Source organism: Thermobifida sp. (genome assembly GCF_017577275.1).
In the GTDB taxonomy this organism is placed as follows: domain Bacteria; phylum Actinomycetota; class Actinomycetes; order Streptosporangiales; family Streptosporangiaceae; genus Thermobifida; species Thermobifida fusca.
Genome location: NZ_PITY01000022.1, coordinates 1 through 19,854, shown reverse-complemented (window position 1 = coordinate 19,854; position 19,854 = coordinate 1). Strand labels below are relative to the sequence as shown.

At 67.6% G+C, this 19,854-nt stretch carries 16 protein-coding genes and 1 pseudogene; all 17 read left to right on the top strand.

Annotation, left to right across the window (positions count from 1 at the left end):
* The first annotated feature begins 177 nt into the window (after positions 1-177).
* The 17 genes and pseudogenes from CW348_RS10070 to tyrS all read left to right on the top strand — a co-directional run bounded on the left by CW348_RS10070 (position 178) and on the right by tyrS (position 19,183).
* Positions 178-678 (top strand): MarR family winged helix-turn-helix transcriptional regulator, encoded by a 501-nt coding sequence (locus tag CW348_RS10070; RefSeq protein WP_011292482.1) that lies wholly within the window; start codon positions 178-180, stop codon positions 676-678.
* A gap of 172 nt (positions 679-850) precedes the next feature.
* Entirely contained in the window at positions 851-2,293 is a 1,443-nt protein-coding gene (locus CW348_RS10065) for an FAD-binding oxidoreductase (RefSeq protein ID WP_011292481.1), read from the top strand.
* A 121-nt stretch (positions 2,294-2,414) separates the two neighbouring features.
* Positions 2,415-3,443: an N-acetyl-gamma-glutamyl-phosphate reductase gene (argC, locus tag CW348_RS10060; RefSeq protein WP_011292480.1), complete on the top strand. Its 1,029-nt coding sequence runs from the start codon at positions 2,415-2,417 to the stop codon at positions 3,441-3,443.
* The gene (gene argJ / locus CW348_RS10055) at positions 3,440-4,591 is read left to right on the top strand and encodes a bifunctional glutamate N-acetyltransferase/amino-acid acetyltransferase ArgJ (RefSeq protein ID WP_011292479.1); all 1,152 of its coding nucleotides are present in this window, start codon (positions 3,440-3,442) and stop codon (positions 4,589-4,591) included. The genes argC and argJ overlap by 4 nt, the downstream gene beginning before the upstream one ends.
* Positions 4,588-5,496 (top strand): acetylglutamate kinase, encoded by a 909-nt coding sequence (argB, locus tag CW348_RS10050; RefSeq protein ID WP_011292478.1) that lies wholly within the window; start codon positions 4,588-4,590, stop codon positions 5,494-5,496. Before argJ ends, argB begins: the two co-directional genes overlap by 4 nt.
* Positions 5,493-6,704, top strand: coding sequence for an acetylornithine transaminase (locus CW348_RS10045; RefSeq protein WP_011292477.1), 1,212 nt, complete (start codon positions 5,493-5,495; stop codon positions 6,702-6,704). Before argB ends, CW348_RS10045 begins: the two co-directional genes overlap by 4 nt.
* The gene (locus CW348_RS10040) at positions 6,701-7,234 is read left to right on the top strand and encodes an arginine repressor (protein ID WP_011292476.1); all 534 of its coding nucleotides are present in this window, start codon (positions 6,701-6,703) and stop codon (positions 7,232-7,234) included. Before CW348_RS10045 ends, CW348_RS10040 begins: the two co-directional genes overlap by 4 nt.
* Positions 7,235-7,304: 70 nt before the next feature.
* The gene (locus CW348_RS10035) at positions 7,305-8,504 is read left to right on the top strand and encodes an argininosuccinate synthase (protein ID WP_011292475.1); all 1,200 of its coding nucleotides are present in this window, start codon (positions 7,305-7,307) and stop codon (positions 8,502-8,504) included.
* A 97-nt stretch (positions 8,505-8,601) separates the two neighbouring features.
* Positions 8,602-10,032 (top strand): argininosuccinate lyase, encoded by a 1,431-nt coding sequence (argH, locus tag CW348_RS10030; protein ID WP_011292474.1) that lies wholly within the window; start codon positions 8,602-8,604, stop codon positions 10,030-10,032.
* A 186-nt stretch (positions 10,033-10,218) separates the two neighbouring features.
* Entirely contained in the window at positions 10,219-12,486 is a 2,268-nt protein-coding gene (locus CW348_RS10025; protein ID WP_287463546.1) for a sensor histidine kinase, read from the top strand.
* Positions 12,487-12,676: 190 nt separating this feature from the next.
* On the top strand, positions 12,677-13,099 hold the full coding sequence (locus tag CW348_RS10020) for a roadblock/LC7 domain-containing protein (RefSeq protein ID WP_011292472.1): 423 nt from the start codon (positions 12,677-12,679) through the stop codon (positions 13,097-13,099).
* A complete protein-coding gene (locus tag CW348_RS10015; protein WP_011292471.1) occupies positions 13,096-13,482 on the top strand; it encodes a DUF742 domain-containing protein in 387 nt (128 codons plus the stop codon). Before CW348_RS10020 ends, CW348_RS10015 begins: the two co-directional genes overlap by 4 nt.
* Positions 13,463-14,091, top strand: a pseudogene (locus tag CW348_RS10010) (ATP/GTP-binding protein). Before CW348_RS10015 ends, CW348_RS10010 begins: the two are co-directional and overlap by 20 nt.
* A gap of 94 nt (positions 14,092-14,185) precedes the next feature.
* Complete coding sequence (locus CW348_RS10005; protein WP_011292469.1) at positions 14,186-15,112, top strand: sirohydrochlorin chelatase; 927 nt, start codon at positions 14,186-14,188, stop codon at positions 15,110-15,112.
* 101 nt (positions 15,113-15,213) lie between these two features.
* On the top strand, positions 15,214-17,277 hold the full coding sequence (locus CW348_RS10000; protein ID WP_104613133.1) for a nitrate- and nitrite sensing domain-containing protein: 2,064 nt from the start codon (positions 15,214-15,216) through the stop codon (positions 17,275-17,277).
* Entirely contained in the window at positions 17,274-17,627 is a 354-nt protein-coding gene (locus tag CW348_RS09995) for a DUF742 domain-containing protein (RefSeq protein ID WP_287463541.1), read from the top strand. Before CW348_RS10000 ends, CW348_RS09995 begins: the two co-directional genes overlap by 4 nt.
* A 257-nt stretch (positions 17,628-17,884) precedes the next feature.
* Entirely contained in the window at positions 17,885-19,183 is a 1,299-nt protein-coding gene (gene tyrS / locus CW348_RS09990; RefSeq protein ID WP_016188948.1) for a tyrosine--tRNA ligase, read from the top strand.
* The last annotated feature ends 671 nt before the right edge of the window (positions 19,184-19,854 follow it).

The following is a 19,854-nucleotide window of genomic DNA, read 5'->3' as shown; positions in this document are numbered from 1 at the left end:
CAGGGCGTGGCTCGCCGTCTGGGAAACCCGGGGCGGCGGCCTGCCCGCGAGTGCCGCCGCGGCCGCCGTCATCCCAGGACAATGGGGAAAAGATCACCTATCACCATTAGTTATCTAAGAAGATATTTGTGGCGTAGGATGAAATGAGCCGCCCGGGACGGCCGTGAGGGGATGCGCATGGGGACGAAAGCTGGCACCGACACCGAGCAGATCACCGACGAAGACCTGATCACCTGTTGGGGGCTGTTCCACGAAGCGCTCTCGGAGACCACCCCGCTGCTCCTCCAAGGAATCGCCCCGTGCGGGAAAGACATGTCCGGCCCCTGGTTCGAAGTGCTGCTCCGGTTGCAGCGCTCCCCGCACCACCGCCTTCCCATGAGCCAGCTCGCCCGGGAAGTCTCCCTGAGCAGCGGCGGGTTCACCAAACTTGCCGACCGGCTTGAACGCAACGGGTACCTGGTCCGCCAGGCCTGCGCTCTGGACCGCCGCGTCACCTATGCCACGCTCACCAAAAAAGGGCTGGACCTCGCGGAACAGGCCAGGACCAAGCACGTTGCCCTCCTTCGCGAGTATGTGCTGGCCCCCCTCGGGGAGCGCGGCGTGCGCGCCCTAGCCGAACAGGCGCGCAAACTGCGGGACAACTCGCGTCACGCCCGCGAGGAGCTGGGGAAGGGCTGAGACTGCTGTGGGCTGCCCGGGAGCGGCCCGGGGGCAAGAGCTGACCTTTGGCTACAATTCCCCTTCTTCGGGAGAACCGCCCCCCTGGGACCCGGGGCGGAGGTGACACGACAACCGACGCCGGGGACGGGGCAGGCGTCATGCGGGAGCGTTCGGGAAGGCAGACATACCCATGAGACTGATCGCCAGCGCAGCCGAGATGCGTGCCATCCCCCGTTCGAAGGAGTTCCGCAACGGTGCGGTGTCCTTCTGGTACCGCGAACTGGGGCTTCCGAAACGGCGTGCCGCCCTGCCCGGTGACGCCGACTACGACGTCTGCATCGTCGGTGCCGGATACACCGGGCTGTGGACCGCCTACTACCTCAAGAAAGAGCAGCCCGACCTGCGCATCGCGATCCTCGAGCGGGAATTCGCGGGCTTCGGCGCCTCCGGGCGGAACGGCGGCTGGCTGTCCGCGGAGTTCGCTGGCTCCCGGGAGCGCTACGCCAAAGAGCACGGCAAAGGGGCGGTGATCGCCCTGCAGCGCGCCATGATGGCTACGGTCGACGAAGTCATCACGGTCGCCAAGGACGAAGGCATCGACGCCGACATCGTCAAGGGCGGCATGCGCATCGTCGCCACCAACCACGCACAGAAGGCCCGCCTGCTCCAGGAGATCGCCTACCTGCAGGAGTGGGGCTACTGGCCGGAGGACTACTACCTCTTGGAGCCCGACTACGAGCCGATGCTGCGGGTCGACGGGGCAGTGGCGGAAGCGTTCAGCCCGCACGCCGCGCGCATCCACCCCGCCAAGCTGGTCCGCGGCCTGGCCGCCGTGGTGGAGAACCTCGGCGTGGACATCTTCGAAGGCACCGCCGTCACGGAACTGCGGCCGCGCAAGGACGCGCAGCGGCCAGCCGCGGTCGCCGAACAGGGCACGGTACGGGCCGACTATGTCATCCGCGCCACGGAGGGGTTCACCGCGGAGATTGCCGGCTACCGGCGCCAGTGGCTGCCCATGAACTCCTCGATGATCGTGACCGAGCCGCTCAGCCCGGAGGTGTGGAAGCGCATCGGCTGGGAGGGGCACGAAGTGCTCGGGGACGCCGCCCACGCCTACATCTACGCGCAGCGCACCGCGGACGGCCGTATCGCGATCGGGGGGCGCGGGGTCCCCTACCGGTTCGGGTCCGGCCACGACACCAACGGCGCGACCCAGCCGCAGGCGATCGCGGAACTGTGGCGGGCGCTGGCTCGGCTGTTCCCGGCGGCGAGCGAGGCCCCGGTGGTCCACGCTTGGTCCGGGGTCTTGGGCGTGCCGCGGGACTGGTGCCCCAGCGTGTACCTGGACCGCACCAGCGGACTGGGCTGGGCCGGGGGATACGTCGGCAGCGGGGTTGCCACCTCCAACCTGGCGGGGCGCACGCTGCGCGATCTCGTCCTGGAGCGGAACACGGACCTGACGCGGCTGCCGTGGGTGGGCCACCGGGCACGCGACTGGGAGCCGGAGCCGCTGCGCTGGATCGGCACCCACCTCGTCTACGGCCTCTACCGCGGCGCTGACCGCCGTGAGGCATCCCGCACGCTTGAGACGTCCACGCTGGCCGAGCTGGCCACCAAGCTCGCCGGACGCTGACCTCCGGTGGTTGGGCGGGGCACCCGCCCAACCACCGAGCCAAGCCTATACACTAGGTTGCATAATTTTTCAGTCGAGTGCATGATGGTGCACGTCGCACCCTGCTCAGAGGGAGAGAGGTATGGGCTATACGGCGGCGGTCGCCGGCGCCAGCGGGTACGTAGGAGGGGAACTGCTGCGCCTCCTGCTCGCCCACCCCGACATTGAGATCGGGGCACTCACCGCGGGCGGCAACGCCGGGACCCGGCTCGGCGAGCACCACCCTCACCTGACCCCGCTCGCTGACCGGATCCTCACCGAAACCACCCCCGAGACCCTTGCCGGCCACGACATCGTCTTCCTCGCCCTGCCCCACGGCCACTCCGCTGCGCTAGCAGCCCAGCTCGACGCCGACACCCTCATCGTCGACTGCGGCGCCGACTTCCGGCTGGCCGATGCCGCGGCCTGGCAGAAGTTCTACGGCTCTGAACACGCCGGCACCTGGCCCTACGGTTTGCCTGAACTCCCCGGGGCCCGTGCCGCACTGGCCCAGACCCGGCGGATCGCGGTCCCTGGCTGCTACCCCACCTGCGGAACCCTCGCCCTGATGCCTGCTTTCGCGGAGCAGCTCGTCGAACCGGAGGTCGTGGTGGTCGCCGCCTCCGGAACCTCCGGCGCTGGCAAAGCCGCCAAACCCCACCTCATCGCCAGCGAAGTCATGGGGTCGGTGAGCGTCTACGGTGTCGGGGGAGCACACCGGCACAACCCCGAATTCGTCCAGAACCTGTCCGCGGTGGCAGAGACCCCGGTGCGCGTGTCCTTCACCCCGGTCCTCGTGCCGATGCCGCGCGGCATCCTCGCCACCTGCTCGGCACCGCTCAAGCCCGCCATCGGCCTCGACGAAGTCCGCGCCGCCTACCAGCGCCACTACGACGCGGAACCCTTCGTCCACCTGCTGCCCGAGGGACAGTGGCCCACCACCGCGATGACCCTCGGCGCCAACACCGCCGCTGTCCAAGTCACCGTGGACGAAGCAGCGGGCCGCCTCGTCGCGGTCGCAGCCATCGACAACCTCACCAAGGGAACCGCGGGTGGTGCGATCCAAAGCGCCAACCTTGCCCTCGGCCTCCCCGAAACCACCGGACTCCCTATGACTGGAGTGGCACCGTGAGTGTTACCGCGCCTTTAGGCTTTCGGGCGGCAGGAGTAGCCGCCGGCATCAAAGACGGCGGCCAGCGCGACGTCGCCGTCGTCATCAACGACGGCCCGCACCACTCCGCCGCGGCAGTCTTCACGAAGAACCGGGTCAAGGCTGCACCGGTGCAGTGGTCCCAGCAGGCCGTCGCCGACGGCCAAGTGCGCGCCGTCGTCCTCAACTCTGGGGGCGCCAACGCCTGCACCGGGGCCGCGGGCTTCCAGGACGCGCGCACCACCGCGGAACACCTGGCCGCAGCGCTCAACGACTCCGCGGACCGGATCGTGGTCTGCTCCACCGGTCTCATCGGGGAACGCCTGCCCATGCCGAAACTCCTTGCCGGAGTGGACGCCGCAGTGGCGGAGGCGGCGCGCGACGGCGGCCTCAACGCGGCCGACGCTATCCGCACCACAGACACCGTCTCCAAAATCGCCTTCCGCCGCGGCAGCGGCTACACCATCGGCGGCATGGCTAAAGGAGCGGGCATGCTCGCCCCGTCGCTGGCCACCATGCTGTCGGTCCTCACCACCGACGCCGTGCTCACCCCCGAGCAGTGCACCGCCCTACTGCGCGCCGCCACCGAAGTGACCTTCGACCGGCTCGACACCGACGGCTGCACCTCCACCAACGACACCGTGGTGCTCATGGCCAGCGGCGCTTCCGGCACCACCCCGGACGAGGCAGAGTTCTCCCGCCTGCTCACCGAAGTCTGCCAGGACCTGTGCCGCCAACTCCTGGCCGACGCGGAAGGCGCGACCAAAGCCATCGCCATTGAAGTCGTGGGCGCGGCCAGCACCGACGACGCGGTCACCGTCGGACGCGCTATCGCCCGCAACGCCCTCTTCAAATGCGCGATCTACGGAGAGGACCCCAACTGGGGACGCGTCCTCGCCGCAGTAGGCACTACCGACGCCGTCTTCGAACCGGACAACATCAACGTCGCCATCAACGGCGTATGGGTGTGCCGGGGCGGATCGGTCGGCGACGACCGCGCCAAAGTCAACCTCAAACCCCGGGACGTCACCGTCACCGTCGACCTCTCCGCGGGCTCCGCCTCCGCCACAGTGTGGACCACCGACCTGACCGTCGACTACGTACACGAGAACTCGGCCTACTCCACATGATCTCCAGAACCCGCCAGGAAGCCCTGGACAAGGCGAAGACCCTCATCGAAGCGCTCCCCTGGCTGAGCGCCCTCCACGGCAAGACCGTGGTCGTCAAATACGGCGGCAACGCCATGACCGACCCGGACCTGCGGGCGCGCTTCGCTGAGAACATCGTGTTCCTGCGGTACGCCGGCCTGCGCCCCGTCGTCGTCCACGGAGGCGGCCCGCAGATCAACGCGCACCTGGAACGGCTCGGCGTGGAAAGCACCTTCACCGCCGGGCTGCGGGTCACCACGCCCGAGACGATGGAGATCGTCCGCATGGTCCTCGTCGGCCAGGTCAACCGCGAGATCGTCGGGCTCATCAACGAGCACGGCCCCTTCGCCGTCGGCATGTCCGGTGAAGACGCCCACCTGTTCACCGCCGAACGCAAATACGCCATGGTCGACGGCGAACCCGTCGACATCGGACTCGTCGGCGAAGTCGTGGACGTCCAACCCGGGGCCGTGCGCAGCCTGCTGGACGACGGACGCATCCCCATCATCTCCAGCATCGCCCGCTCCGCCGAAGGCGGCGTGTACAACGTCAACGCCGACACCGCGGCCGCGGCACTGGCCGTGGCTTTGGGCGCCGCCAAACTCATCGTGCTCACCGACGTGGAAGGCCTCTACGCCGACTACCCGGTCAACTCGGAGCTCATCAGCCACATGACCGCCAGCGAGCTGGAGGAAATGCTGCCGACCCTGTCGTCCGGCATGGTGCCCAAGATGGAAGCCTGCCTGCGCGCAGTCCGCGGCGGCGTCCCCCAAGCGCACGTCCTCGACGGGCGCATCCCCAACGCGATGCTGCTCGAGATCTTCACCGACGAAGGAGTCGGCACCATGGTCCTGCCGGACAAGGATCCCGCCGGGGGTGACGCATGAGCGCCACCGAACAGTTGCAGAAACGCTTCGAAGCGGTCCTCATGCCCAACTACGGCATCCCGCCCGTGGCCCTGGTCCGCGGCGAAGGATGCCGGGTCACCGACGCCGACGGGAAGACCTACCTCGACCTCATCGCCGGGATCGCGGTGTCGTCCCTGGGATACGGGCACCCCGCCCTGGTCGCAGCAGTCACCGAGCAGGCCGCCACCCTCATCCACACCAGCAACCTGTTCCTGCACGAACGGGAAGTCGAACTCGCGGAGAAACTCGTCAGCCTGCTCGGCGGGTCCGCGCGGGTCTTCTTCGCCAACTCCGGCACGGAAGCCAACGAGGCAGCGCTGAAACTCGTCCGACGTGCCGCGGGACCGGAACGCACCTACTACGTCTCCACCGTGGCCGGCTTCCACGGCCGCACCTCCGGCTCGCTCGCCCTCACCGGCAAACCCGCGATTCGGGACCCGTTCGGCCCCTTCAACCTGGACGTGCGGTTCGTCCCCCACGGCGACGTGGCAGCGCTGCGCGAAGCCGTCACCGACCAGTGCATCGCGGTCTTCGTCGAGCCCGTGCAAGGGGAGGCCGGAGTCGTCCCGGCCCGGCCAGGCTACCTGGCCGCGGTCCGCGAGATCTGCGACGCCACCGGAGCCGCCTTCGTCCTCGACGAGATCCAAAGCGGGATCGGCCGCACCGGGCACTGGTTCGCACACCAGGCCGAAGGGGTCCGCCCCGACGTCCTCACCCTCGCCAAAGGACTCGGCGGTGGACTGCCGATCGGGGCCTGCGTGGGCTTCGGCCGGTACGGCACCGCCTTCGCCAAAGGCGACCACGGGTCCACGTTCGGCGGCAACCCCGTGGCAGCCGCGGCAGCCCTCGCCGTCCTCACCACCATCGAACAGGACCGGCTCCTGGAATCGGTCACCGAACTGGGGGAGCTGCTCGCCGCCGAAATCACCGGCATCGGCCACCCCCTGGTGGCGGCAGTGCGCGGCGTCGGCCTGTGGCGCGGAATCCAGCTCACCGCACCGGCAGCCGCCCACGTCCAAACCCGCGCGGCCGAAGCCGGGTTCCTCGTCAACGCTGTCACACCCGAGGTGGTCCGCCTGGCCCCGCCGCTCATCATCACCAGGGCCGAAATCCTCGAGTTCACCCGGGCACTCCCGGACATCCTGAACGCCGCCGCCCGCGACGCTGAGGAGGACCAGCGACGATGACCGTCGACGGCGCGAAGTCCGCACCCCCCACCAAAGCAGCCCGCCACGCCAAGATCACCGAACTGCTCACCAAGTACGCTGTTCGTTCGCAGAACGAACTGGCCCGGCTGCTCGCTGAGGAGGGGGTCCAGGTCACCCAAGCCACACTCTCCCGGGACCTGGACGAATTGGGCGCGGTCAAACTCCGCACCGTCGACGGCAACCTCGTCTACGTACTCCCCGGGGAGGGCGGGGAACGCCTTCCCCGGGCCCACGCCGACGAACTTGAGTTGGAGCAGGTCTCCAACCCACGGTTGAGCCGACTAGCCGAAGACCTGCTGGTCTCGGCCGAGGCCTCGGCCAATATCGTCGTCGTCCGCACACCGCCGGGGGCAGCCCAGTACCTGGCCTCGGCAATCGACCACAGCGACATCCCCGCCATCCTGGGCACCATCGCGGGAGACGACACCATCCTGGTCGTCGCCCGCGACCCCCAAGGCGGGGAAGAACTCGCAGCCACGCTGCTGCGGTTCGCCAACCGGCGCGTCTAGCCGAGGCCTGTCACACGACCATCGACCCGGATGCCGCCGCATCCGTTCTGTTGCACTAGGAGAGACATCCATGACCGAGCGGGTCGTACTCGCATACTCAGGAGGACTCGACACCTCCGTGGCTATCGGCTGGATCGCCGAAGAGACCGGGGCTGAAGTCATCGCGGTCGCCATCGACTGCGGCCAAGGCGGAGAGGACATGGAAGTCATCCGCCAGCGGGCCCTGGCTTGCGGCGCGGTGGAGGCGGTCATCGCCGACGCCAAGGAGGAGTTCGCCAACGACTACTGTGTGCCGGCCATCCAAGCCAACGCGCTCTACATGGACCGCTACCCGCTGGTCTCCGCGCTGTCGCGGCCGCTGATCGTCAAGCACCTGGCCGAGGCTGCGCGCTACCACGGGGCCACCATGGTCGCGCACGGCTGCACCGGTAAAGGCAACGACCAGGTGCGTTTCGAAGCGGGCCTGGCAGCGCTCTTCCCCGAGCTGAAGGTCCTCGCCCCGGTCCGGGACTCGGGCATGACCCGCGACAAGGCGATCGCGTTCGCTGAAGAGAAGGGTCTGCCGATCGACGTCACCAAGAAGTCGCCGTACTCCATCGACCAGAACCTGTTCGGCCGCGCCGTGGAGACCGGCTTCCTGGAGGACATCTGGAACGGCCCCATCGAGGACATCTACGACTACACCCAGAACCCGGCCGAGCCGCGGGAGCCCGACGAGGTCGTCATCACCTTCACCGCCGGGGTGCCCACCGCCCTCGACGGCAAGGAGCTCAGCCCGCTGGAGATCATCCAGGAGCTGAACCGGCGCGCCGGCGCCCAGGGCGTGGGCCGTATCGACATGGTCGAAGACCGCCTGGTGGGCATCAAGAGCCGCGAAGTCTACGAGGCGCCCGGCGCGATCACCCTCATCACCGCGCACCAGGAGCTGGAGAACGTCACCGTCGAACGCGAGCTGGCCCGCTTCAAGCGCTGGGTAGACCAGCGGTGGGGCGAGCTGGTCTACGACGGCCTGTGGTTCTCCCCGCTGAAGAACGCGCTGGACAAGTTCATCCTCGAAGCCAACAAGCACGTCACCGGCGACATCCGGATGGTGCTGCACGGCGGCCGGGCCGTGGTCACCGGTCGGCGCAGCGAGGCCTCCCTCTACGACTACCACCTGGCCACCTACGACAGCGGCGACACCTACGACCAGAGCCTGGCCCGCGGATTCATCGACATCTGGAGCATGCCCGCCAAGATCGCCAACATGCGCGACCGCCGGCTCTCCTGACCCGGAGCCCGCACTGAGGTGGCGTCCCGCACACCCCGGGGTGTGCGGGACGCCTGTCCCGTGTTCCACCAAACCATCGACTGTTAAAGGACCCATCGTGGCCCACGAGCCCGACAGCCAGACCGTACGCCTGTGGGGCGGCCGTTTCAGCGGCGGCCCGTCCGAAGCACTGGCCCGCCTCTCCCAAAGCACCCACTTCGACTGGCGGCTCGCCCGCTACGACATTGCGGGATCCCGCGCCCACGCCCGTGTCCTGCACGCAGCGGGCCTGCTCGACGACGCGGAACTCGCGCAGATGCTGCGCGGGCTGGACCAGTTGGAGGCTGACGTCGCCTCCGGCGCTTTCACACCCAGCCCTGACGACGAGGACGTGCACACCGCGCTCGAACGGGGCTTCATCGAACGGGTCGGCCCGGAACTGGGCGGACGGCTGCGCGCCGGGCGGTCCCGCAACGACCAGATCGCCACGCTGGTGCGCATGTACCTGCGCGAAGAGGCCCGCGCGATCACCGCGCTCCTCCTCGACCTGGTCGCAGCACTGGCAGACCAGGCTGAAGCCAACCTCGACGTGCCGATGCCGGGCCGCACCCACCTGCAGCACGCCCAGCCGGTGCTGCTGGCCCACCACCTGATGGCGCACGCCTGGCCGCTGATCCGCGATATCGAACGGCTGCGCGACTGGGACCGGAGAGCCGACATGTCGGCGTACGGCTCCGGGGCGCTCGCCGGATCCTCCCTGGGACTGGACCCTGAAGCGGTCGCCGCGGAACTGGGTTTCTCCCGGTCGGTGCCCAACTCCATCGACGGCACTGCAGCCCGCGACGTGGTGGCCGAGTTCGCTTTCGTGGCGGCGATGATCGGGGTGGACCTGTCCCGGATCTCCGAGGAGATCATCCTCTGGGCCACCAAGGAGTTTTCGTTCATCACCCTGGACGACGCGTTCTCCACCGGGTCGTCGATCATGCCGCAGAAGAAGAACCCGGACATCGCCGAACTCGCCCGGGGCAAGGCAGGGCGGCTTATCGGCGACCTGGCGGGCCTGCTCAGCACCCTCAAAGGGCTGCCGCTCGCCTACAACCGCGACCTGCAGGAGGACAAGGAGCCGGTCTTCGACGCCGTCGACACCCTCAAAGTCCTGCTTCCCGCGTTCACCGGCATGGTCGCCACCCTCACCGTCAACCGGGAGCGGATGGCGGAACTAGCCCCGCAGGGGTTCTCGCTCGCCACCGACATCGCCGAATGGCTGGTGCGGCAGCGGGTGCCGTTCCGCGAGGCGCACGAGATCGCCGGGGCATGCGTGCGGGTCTGCGAGGAACGCGGCATCGACCTGCCCGACCTCAGCGACGCGGACCTGGCCGCCATCTCCCCGCACTTGACCCCGCAGGTGCGCGAGGTCCTCACCGTCCAAGGGTCGCTGGAGTCGCGGGCCGCCCGAGGCGGGACTGCCCCGGCGCGGGTCCGGGAACAGCTCGCCGAACTGCGGAAGGCGATCGACGACCACCGCGCCTTCACCCAGTCGCACGCGTGAGAGCGCAGGGCGGACGGGGACCCCTGTCCGCCCTGCACTGTCGAAAGAGGAAGCACGCGACGCAGGACCGGTTTGGTCAAAACCCTCACACACGCCCCTCGTTTCCGGTAGCGTCCCTTCACGGCACCGCTGGTACGAACACCATGACGATGGGTAGTTGGCGTGTCGCGGTGCGGGGAGGACACCATGAGCGGGCCGGACGGCACCAGACGCGGGATCAAGACACAACTCAACAAGATTGTGCTGATCCCCGCGATCACTTTCCTTGTCCTTTTCGTCGTACTCAGTGTGGCCACGGTCACCCAGGCCCTGGTCCTGCGTGCGGCAGCCGCAAAAAGCGAGGAAGGCTCCCGCCTCTATGCCGCGCTCGTCGAGCTGCAGGCAGAGCGGGAACTCGCCCTCCAATACCTGGCCGATCCGTCCCCCGAAGTCCTGGGACTGCTCCGCACCCAGCAGGCAGGGACCGACGAGGCACTGGCCGAGATCCGCCTCACCGAGGACGACCTTGCCGAAGCCGATTTCCGCTCCGCGCTCAACCAGCGGGAGACCCTGCGCAAGGACATCGCCGCCCGGCGGATCAACCGGAGCGAAGCCCACCGCGGCTACAGCGCCATCATCGCCGCGGGCATCGACCACTACGCGATCCACAGCCGGAAGTTCGGCGACGGCGAAGCCGTGGCCACGGGCGGCGCCTTCGTGCAGACCATGCGCACCCAGGAGACTTTCGCGCAGGCCGATGCGCTGATCGCCGGGGCACAGGTCGCCGGAGAACTCACCGAAGCCGAGCGCATCATGTTCTCCGGGCTGATCAACGAGCTGGAGCGGCGGCTCAACGAACTCCGCTGGGCGCTCTCCGAACCCGCGGCCCGCTACTACGCCGCTCTCGCCGAGTCCACGGAATGGGAGAGCATGGTCGCCAGCGCGGGGCAGATCGCCAACTGGCGGCCGACCGAGGACCCCGTCTTCGGCGGATGGTCCGAAACCCTGCCCACGGCCGTGGCCGTATGGGACACCGACGCGGTCAGGGTCAACGAGACCCTCGTGGCGATGACCGAAGCCCAAGCCCAGGTCACCATCGAAACCACCCAGGACGCCAGCGCCCAAGTGTTCTCCACGGCGATCGGCGGCTCCATTCTGGCGCTGTTCGCCGGCGCACTCGCCTACGGCATCGCCTCCAAGACTGCGACCCGGCTCACTGGACGGCTGTCCCAGCTCCGCCAGGACACCCTGGACCTGGCCCGAAACGAACTGCCGGACATCGTCCGCCGCCTCGAACAAGGCGAAGAGGTGGACCTGCAGACCCAGCCGCGCCGCCTCGACTACGGCAACGACGAGATCGGCCAGGTCGCCGACGCATTCAACACCGCCCAGCGCACGGCAGTGGCCGCTGCCGCGCGCCAAGTCGAGATCCGCTCCGGCGCCAACCGGGTGTTCTTGGCCCTCGCCTACCGCGACCAGTCGCTGCTCCAGCGCCAGCTCCGCTTGATCGACCAGATTGAACGCCAAGAAGAGGACCCGGACCTCATGGACCGCCTCTTCCAGCTGGACCACCTGGCGACTCGCGGACGGCGCAACGCAGAGAACCTCATCATCCTGGCCGGGGGCCAGCCAGGCCGACGGTGGCGTTCCCCCATTCCCCTCATCGACGTGCTGCGCAGCGCGGTCTCCGAGACCGAGGACTATGCCCGGATCACGGTGCTGCCCACCCCGGACGTGGCGCTCCTCGGCCAAGGAGTCGCCGACGTGATCCACCTCTTCGCGGAACTTGTGGAGAACGCTGCCCGCTACTCGCCGCCGCACACCCGCGTTGAGGTGTACAGCGAGCGGGTATCGAAAGGGGTCGCCGTCGAAGTCAGAGACCAGGGCCTGGGCATGAGCGAGGAGAGCCTGGCCGAGGCCAACAACCTCTTGGCTCACCCGCCTGAATTCGACGTGGTGGCCCTGGGCGAGAACGTCCGGCTCGGCTTGTTCGTGGTGGCCCGGCTCGCCGCCCGGCACAACATCCAGGTGCGGCTCCGCTCCGGCCCCGACGGCGGGACCCAGGCGATTGTGCTGATTCCGGACACCTTGGTCGTGGAGACACCCCCCGACGACCTCGATCTGGGACCGTACGAGGCGGAGCGCGACAACCGGTCGTCTGCCTCCCGGACCGCGCCGCCCGCTCCTCCTGCCGTGCCTGCCGCTCCCCCAGTGCCCGAACCGGCCTCCCCGGCGGGAACCGTGTCCCGTGACCCGAACGACCCTCGGCCCCCGCTGCCGAAGCGTCAACGGCAGACTCATCTCGCCGCCCCCTTGCGGGACGCTGGAGCACCGGACCCTTCCGCTACCCAGCCCGCGGCAACCCCCCGCCGGCCGTCAGAGGAGGCGCGCCGCATGATGGAAGCCTTCCACCGCGGCACCCGCAAAGGGCGGGAGAGTAGAGCGACACGGTCCCCTGAGTCCGTGACTGAGTAGGTGCTCCTATGCGGCGGCACGTGTGCGAAGCCTTCGTCGGCCCGCGTTCGGCCTCGCGGTCCACTCCGGAACCACGCGGGGCCTGCTCGGTACTGTGGCCAATCGTCCGCGCACAGTGGGCTGGGATGGGCTGCCCGGAGAGTGGACGACCGAACGAAACCGCAGGAACACACGAAGGAATGGGAAGCAGATGAGCAACGCCTCGGAAAATCTCAACTGGCTCCTCGACGACCTGGTCGACCGGGTCGTCGGCGCGGACCACGCCATCGTGCTGTCCGCTGACGGTCTGCTCATCGGCAGGTCCCGTGGCCTCACCGACGAAGAAGGGGAGCATCTCTCCGCGGTTGCCTCAGCATTCCAGAGCCTGGCACGCGGCACCAGTCGGCAGTTCAAGGGCGGCCGAGTGCTGCAGACAGTCGTGGAGATGGAGCACGCCTACCTGTTCGTCACTGCCGCGGGCGAGGGCGCGTGCATGGCAGTGCTCGCGGCTGAGGACGCCGACGTGGGGATGATCGCCTACGAAATGAACAGCCGCATCAAGCGAGTCGGACAGTTCCTCACCAGTGCCCCGCGCCATCCCGAAGCCGCCGGCCGGGTATCAACCGGGTCATGACAGACCACCACGGCACTGGTAGAGGCCCGCACTGGGAGGAAGACGCAGGGCCTCTCGTCCGCCCCTATGCGGTCACCGGGGGCCGCACCCGTCCCGCGGAGAGCCAACTGGACATGATCAGTACGGTTGTCGCCTCCCGGAGGGAAACGGGCATCACCCATCTGCTGCCGGAACACCGCGCGATTCTGCGGCTGTGCCGTTCCCCCGTGTCGGTAGCTGAGATCGCTGCCCGGGTAGACCTGCCGATCACCGTGGTCAAAGTGCTGCTCGGTGATCTCGTCACCCAAGGCTTCGTGCTGGCTCGAGCACCCATGCCTCCTCGGGCTGCTACCTCTGAAATGACTCTGCTGCAGGCGGTGCTCGATGGCATTCGCAGACTCTAGCTCCGCAGACGCTCCCGTGCTCCCCGCGGCGCTCAAGGTTCTCATCGCGGGCGGGTTCGGCGCGGGGAAGACCACGATGGTCGGCTCGATTAGTGAGATCACCCCGCTGAGCACCGAGGAGGTGATGACCGAGGCCAGTCTGGGGGTGGACGACCTGTCCGGCGTGGAGAACAAGACGACCACCACGGTGGCGCTGGACTTCGGTCGGATCACCATCAGCCCTGAGCTGGTGTTGTACCTGTTCGGTACCCCGGGTCAGGAGCGGTTCTGGTTTATGTGGAACGAGCTGGCTGCCGGGGCGCTGGGTGCGGTGGTGCTTGCCGACACCCGGCGGTTGGAGACGTGTTTTCCCTCGGTGGACTTCTTCGAACGGCGCGGTATCCCGTTTGTGGTCGCGGTGAACTGCTTCGACGGGGCTCCGAACTACACCGGCACAGAGATCCGGAAAGCAGTCGATCTCGCTGAGGACGTGCCCGTCGTCCTGGGGATGCCCGTGATCGCACGTCCTGCGCCCACATGCTCATCACCCTGGTGCAGCACATCATGCGACGCCGCGAGTCAGCCCAGGTCCGCGAGACTGCCACGCAAAGTACCGCAACCATGGGATGATCCGTTATCACGGTGCGATCTTCACGGCTGAGAATCGACCGTGATAGGCCCAGTACCTCCAATCGTTACTATCACTCGCGTGAGTTCAGACGGTATGCACAATTCTGACCGGCTTCCTCCCCGTATCACCTCAAGACGGCGGCGTTCGGGGCGGCATCGCGACCCGTTGTCCTTCGACAAGTGGGTGGGCACGCCACCCCTGGTCCTCGTCGCCTTTGGCACACCCGAGGGCGACAGGAGCGGTTTCGCTACCGAGATGGTGGATTTCGTCCGTCCCTACCGGCCCGAGCCAACCCTGCACTTCGCCTACACCCAGGGAGAAGCGGACCGCATTGTCGCGCTCCTCAAGGACATCGCGGTGCAGCGCGACGAGGAGCAGCGGGACTCTGACCCGTGTGACGCCGTCATCGTTCCTTTGGTGGCAGGACCGCACCAGCCCACGTTGAACGCCATCACCCAGGCGATCCAGGCCACCGGTCTGCAGGTGCGGGTCACCGACCCGCTGGGACCGCACCCCATGCTCGCCGAAGCTCTCCACCTGCGGCTGGCTGAGGCATCCTACGTGCGTGCCGACCGGATGCGGCTGATCAGTGTGATGGCACCCAGTGACACGATGGCCGACGGAGTGCTGGTCGGCTCGGTCGGCGGTCCGGACGCGTTGAACGCTGCCGGGGTCACCGCGGTGCTCCTCGCCGCACGCTTGGGTATCACCGTGCTTCCCGCAGCACTGGACGACCCCGCGAATCTTGAGCAAGCGTTTGCGCAACTCGCTGCCGCCGGGTGCCGTCGTCCGGTGATCGCGCCCAGCATCATGGGGCAGGAGATCTCCCCTGCCGAGATCAACGCTCTGGCGGCCAAGCACGGGGCCCGCGTCAGCGCTCCCCTGGGGGCGAACACCATCACCGCCAAGATCGTGGCGCTGCGCTACGCCGAACTGCTCAACACCCTGGGAGTGGAAAAGCAGCCCACCCTGGAGGACCTGCCAGCGCCAGTGGGGGCCCGACACCGCAAGGAGAACTGATCCGTCGCCTTTGGGGCCCCCACAAAGTAATAACTGATTGTCACAAAGTGGCCACTTAACGCGATGGGTTTCGGTACGGTCGTCCCCTGAGGGGGAAGACCATGACCACGTGCGAACACAACCCAGCCGGTAAAGGCGCTATTCGCGGTCAGCTCATCCGGATGGTGCTCATTCCCAGCGTCAGCTTCCTGCTGTTATGGGCCCTGCTGACCGCCACGAGCACCACGGGTGCGCTCCGCCTGGCAGGCACAGTCCATCGAGGCGAGGCCGGAATACGAGCGTTGAGCCTGATCGCCGCGGAACTGCGCGCCGAACGAAAATCGACCCAGGAATTTCTCGGCGACGGTTCCGCGGCGACCCACGGCGCACTTCAGGAAGCCCGAGAGCACACAGACACGATCTTTGCCCGGCAGCGCCGGCAGGCTTCGCGTCTACTCGGTTCCGCCGACACCGAACTCGACGACCGCCTCCGCGACTTTTTTGCGGCGTGGAAAGGCCTGCCCGCGCTCCGCGAAAAAGTCGACCAGCGGAAGATCGACCGGGAGACCGCCCTCCAGGAGTACACCTCGGTCCTCTCCGCGATCCTTCTCGTCAACGACGCCATCGTCGCCCGGCTGCACGGTGACGGCCCGCACACCGACGGGGCTATTGCGCTGGAACTCATGCGCGCCCAAGACCGCTACGCCCAAGCCGACGCCCTGCTGGCCGGAGCGTCCGCCGCAGGCGGCATGGGGTACTCCGAGACCGCGCATTTCACCTTCCTCACCGCCTCCTACCGGGACACGCTCGACCGGATCGGCCCGGAACTCAGCTCACCGGCCCGCACCGCCCACCAAGCGCTCCACCAGTCCCCCTCCTGGATCACCTTGCAGGAACTCAGCCTGCAAGTGCTGTCCCGACCCCCGGTGGTCAACTCGTCCGAAACCGCCGAGTTCAACACCGAGATCCCCGTAGCCGCCACCGAATGGCAGCGCGTCATGGACGTCACCGACCCCCTGTTCCAACGGCTGGTGACCGCCCAGACCGAAACCGTGCTGGACAACGCCAAAGCAGCGGCGCTGCAGGCGGTAGTCGTGACCGTCGTGGGCTGCCTCATCGTGCTCCTGGCAGGAAGCGTCGCCATCGTCTACGCTCTACGCCTCGCCCGCAGACTGATCGGACGGCTGCACCGCCTCCACTCGGAGACGTTGGCGGTCGCCGACAGCCGTCTCCCCGAGATCGTCGCCCGTGCGTCCACCGGGGCCCGAGTGGACGTCACCGCTGGGCTGCCCACACTGCGCTACGGCACGGACGAGATCGGCAGGGTCGCTGACGCGTTCAACACCGCGCAGCGCACCGCGGCAGCCGCGGCCGTACGGCAGGCAGAGATCCGGGAAGGAGCCAACCGGGTTTTCCTCGGCATCGCGCAACGCAACCAGAGGCTCATCCACCGGCAGTTGTGCCTGCTCGACGAGATCGAATCCGCTGAAGACGACCCGGTTGCCCTGCGCCGCCTCCTGCGCCTGGACCACTTGGTCACCCAGGGGCGCCGCTACGCCGACAACCTGCTCATCCTCGCCGGGGCAGGAACTGCCCGGCAGTGGAAAGACCCGATGCCGCTGATCGACGTGCTGCGCGCCGCAAGCTCCGAAATCGAGGAGTACACCCGCGTGCGACTGTGCTCCGTGGTGCAGACCAGAGTGCACGGACATGCGGCGGCCGATGTCACCCACTTGCTTGCCGAGCTCGTGGAGAACGCCGTCAACTTCTCCCCGGAACCAGCCCAGGTGGATATCGACACCAAGAGCACCCCCGACGGGGTGGCCGTGGAGGTGGTGGACCGCGGCATCGGGATGGACCCCGACCAGTACGCCCGGCTCAACGCCACCCTGGCCCAGCCGCCGGAGTTCGACGTGATGGCGTTGTCCGCCGAACCCCGCCTCGGCCTGTTCGTGGTGGCCCGCTTGGCGGCCCGCCACGGGATCACCGTCACCCTGGAGCCGTCTCCCTACGGGGGCGTGCTCGCGCGGGTCACGCTCCCGAACAGCCTCCTCGACCAGCCTCGCGAATCCGCTGCTGCCTGCTCCCCACCGAAGGAGCTGTCCGGGATTCCCGTGGCGGAGGAAGACAGCGAGGGCTCTTCCACCGCCGAGGACTCACCGGTCCAGCCGGGAGCGACGCCATGACCGGGCTCTCCACCTCTGATCCGGGCCGGCTGCTGCGGCCGTTCGCCTTGGCCTTGAAGGACAGTGATGACACGGCCCTGGTCCTGGACCTGGCCAGCATGGTCGTCGCGGTCCATCCCCCTGAGGAGGGGTACGAGACCGCTCCGGAACAGGAAAAAATCCTCCGTCTCTGCGCGGTCCCGCACTCCGTCGCGGAGATCGCCGCCGCGCTGGATATCCCGCCCAGCCTCGCTCGCCTGCTGGTCAGCGACATGGTTGCGGAAGGGGCCCTGCGGGTGGGCGCCACACCCGATCCGCGCCCGACCGGCTCGCTGCTCCAGGCGGTGCTGGAAGGGCTGCAAGCCCTCTGAAAAGACTGCGGTCCCGGCACGGCGCCCAGCCGGGACCAGCGCCATGGCGCGCAGGCGGAGAGGGTCACGCCTCTGCGGACAGGCTTCGTAGCCGAGTGCTCTAGCGTATGAAGTCAAGAGCGCGGACCTGCCCCCGGCGGGGAGGCAGCACCGCCGTCGCATCGGTTCGCGCGACAAACCGATACCGTAGGGAAGCGGTCGGTGAACCCCAGGTGGCCCGGCCATCGAAGTCTGAAGAGCCGTTACGGAAAGACCCCATGACCGACATCATCGACGACCTGCAGTGGCGCGGACTCATCGCGCAGACCACCGACCTTGACGACCTGCGCAAGGCACTCGCTGATGGCCCGGTCACCCTCTATTGCGGCTTCGATCCCACAGCGGGAAGCCTGCACGTCGGGCACCTGACCCAGGCACTGACCCTGGCTCGCTTCCAACGAGCGGGACACCGCCCTATCGCTCTGGTCGGTGGGGCTACCGGGATGATCGGCGACCCCAAGCCCAACGCGGAGCGCACCCTCAACTCGCCGGAGACTATTCGGCAGTGGGTGGGGAACCTGAAGCGGCAGCTGTCATCGTTCCTCGAGTTCACCCCTGAGGGCGCGGAGCCGAAACCCACGGACGCCCTGCTGCTGGACAACGCGGAGTGGCTTGGAAAGCTGACGGCGATCGGGCTGCTGCGGGACATCGGCAAGCACTTCAGCATCAACCAGATGCTGGCCCGGGAGACCGTCAAGACCCGGCTTGAGGGCGCGGGCATGAGCTACACCGAGTTCAGCTACGTCCTCCTGCAGTCCTACGACTATGTGGAGCTGTACCGCAGGCACGGGTGCACGCTCCAGATCGGCGGCAGCGACCAGTGGGGCAACATCACCGCCGGCCTGGACCTTATCCGCCGCATGGAAGGAAACGAGCCGCACGGTCCGGCGCACGCACTGACCACTACTCTGCTCACCAAGGCCGACGGCACCAAGTTCGGCAAGACCGAGAGCGGAGCAGTGTGGCTGGACCCCGAACTCACCAGCCCGTACGCCTTCTACCAGTTCTGGTTCAACTCCGACGACCGGGACATCCCCCGCTACCTGCGGATCTTCAGCTTCCGGTCCCGCGAGGAGATCGAGGAGCTGGAGCAGAAGACCATTGAACGCCCTGCCGAACGGGCAGCGCAGCGGGCTCTCGCTGAAGAGCTGACCACCTTGGTCCACGGCGAGCAGGAGTGCCGCAACGTCATCGAGGCCAGCAAGGCGCTGTTCGGCCACGGCACTCTCGCCGACCTGAACCCCGACACTCTGGGGGCTGCGCTGAAGGAGGTGCCGCACGTGGAACTCTCGGGAACCGTCCGGGAGCTTCCCCCGCTGGTGGACCTCTTTGCGTCCACCGGTCTGGTGCCCAGCAAGTCAGCGGCCCGTCGCACCATCCAGGAGGGCGGCGCTTACTTGAACAACGCCAAGGTCACCGACATCGAGGCCCGGGTGAGTGAGGCAGACCTCCTGCACGGGCGCTACCTCGTGCTCCGCCGCGGCAAGCGCAACGTCGGGGGAGTCATCCTGCGCTAGCGCTTCGGTGGAGTAGCCGTAGCCCCCACTGGATGGGCCGTCAATCTGCTGTGCGGATGTTTACGGCTCGCCAGTGGGGGAAGAACACCTTTCGCTACGATGTTGAATAGAGCGCACGAGCGGGACAGCAGACGTTCCCTGACGTGCCGCAGAGGCCTCACAGAGGCTACTTCGGTATCCCGGGGTAGCGCCCCCGGGCGCCCAGGCATGTTTGACATGCCTAGGACAGCGAACTAAACTCCTGAAACCGCCGTGGGAGACATCTCCCTTTCGAGGTGCCTGCAAGACCACGGCTGCTGGGAGAGACTCCGGTCAGAGCATCCGCGACGACTGGTAGCCTCTCTCCAGGTCCCTCACTTCAGAGGGGCACGGGTACCGGCGCAGTCAGACCAGGGATGGTCTGAAGCACTCGAAGAAGCTGGTACTCTGGAAAAGGAGCTCGAAGAAAGACCAAATGAAAGGTCTGAATTCGACGCTCAGCTCCCGATCAGCAATTTTCGACCGGTGAATTACTGGTTGGAATTGTTGACTGGGATGAGGATGATGTGCCGCATCCGGGGAAGAGCCCGTGTGGGTTTGTAGACGGTTGGCGGTTGTTTCTTGAGAACTCAACAGCGCGTGGTTGTTTCTTGACAGCCGGGTTTGTGTGGTTTTTGGCTCCTTCCTGCCCC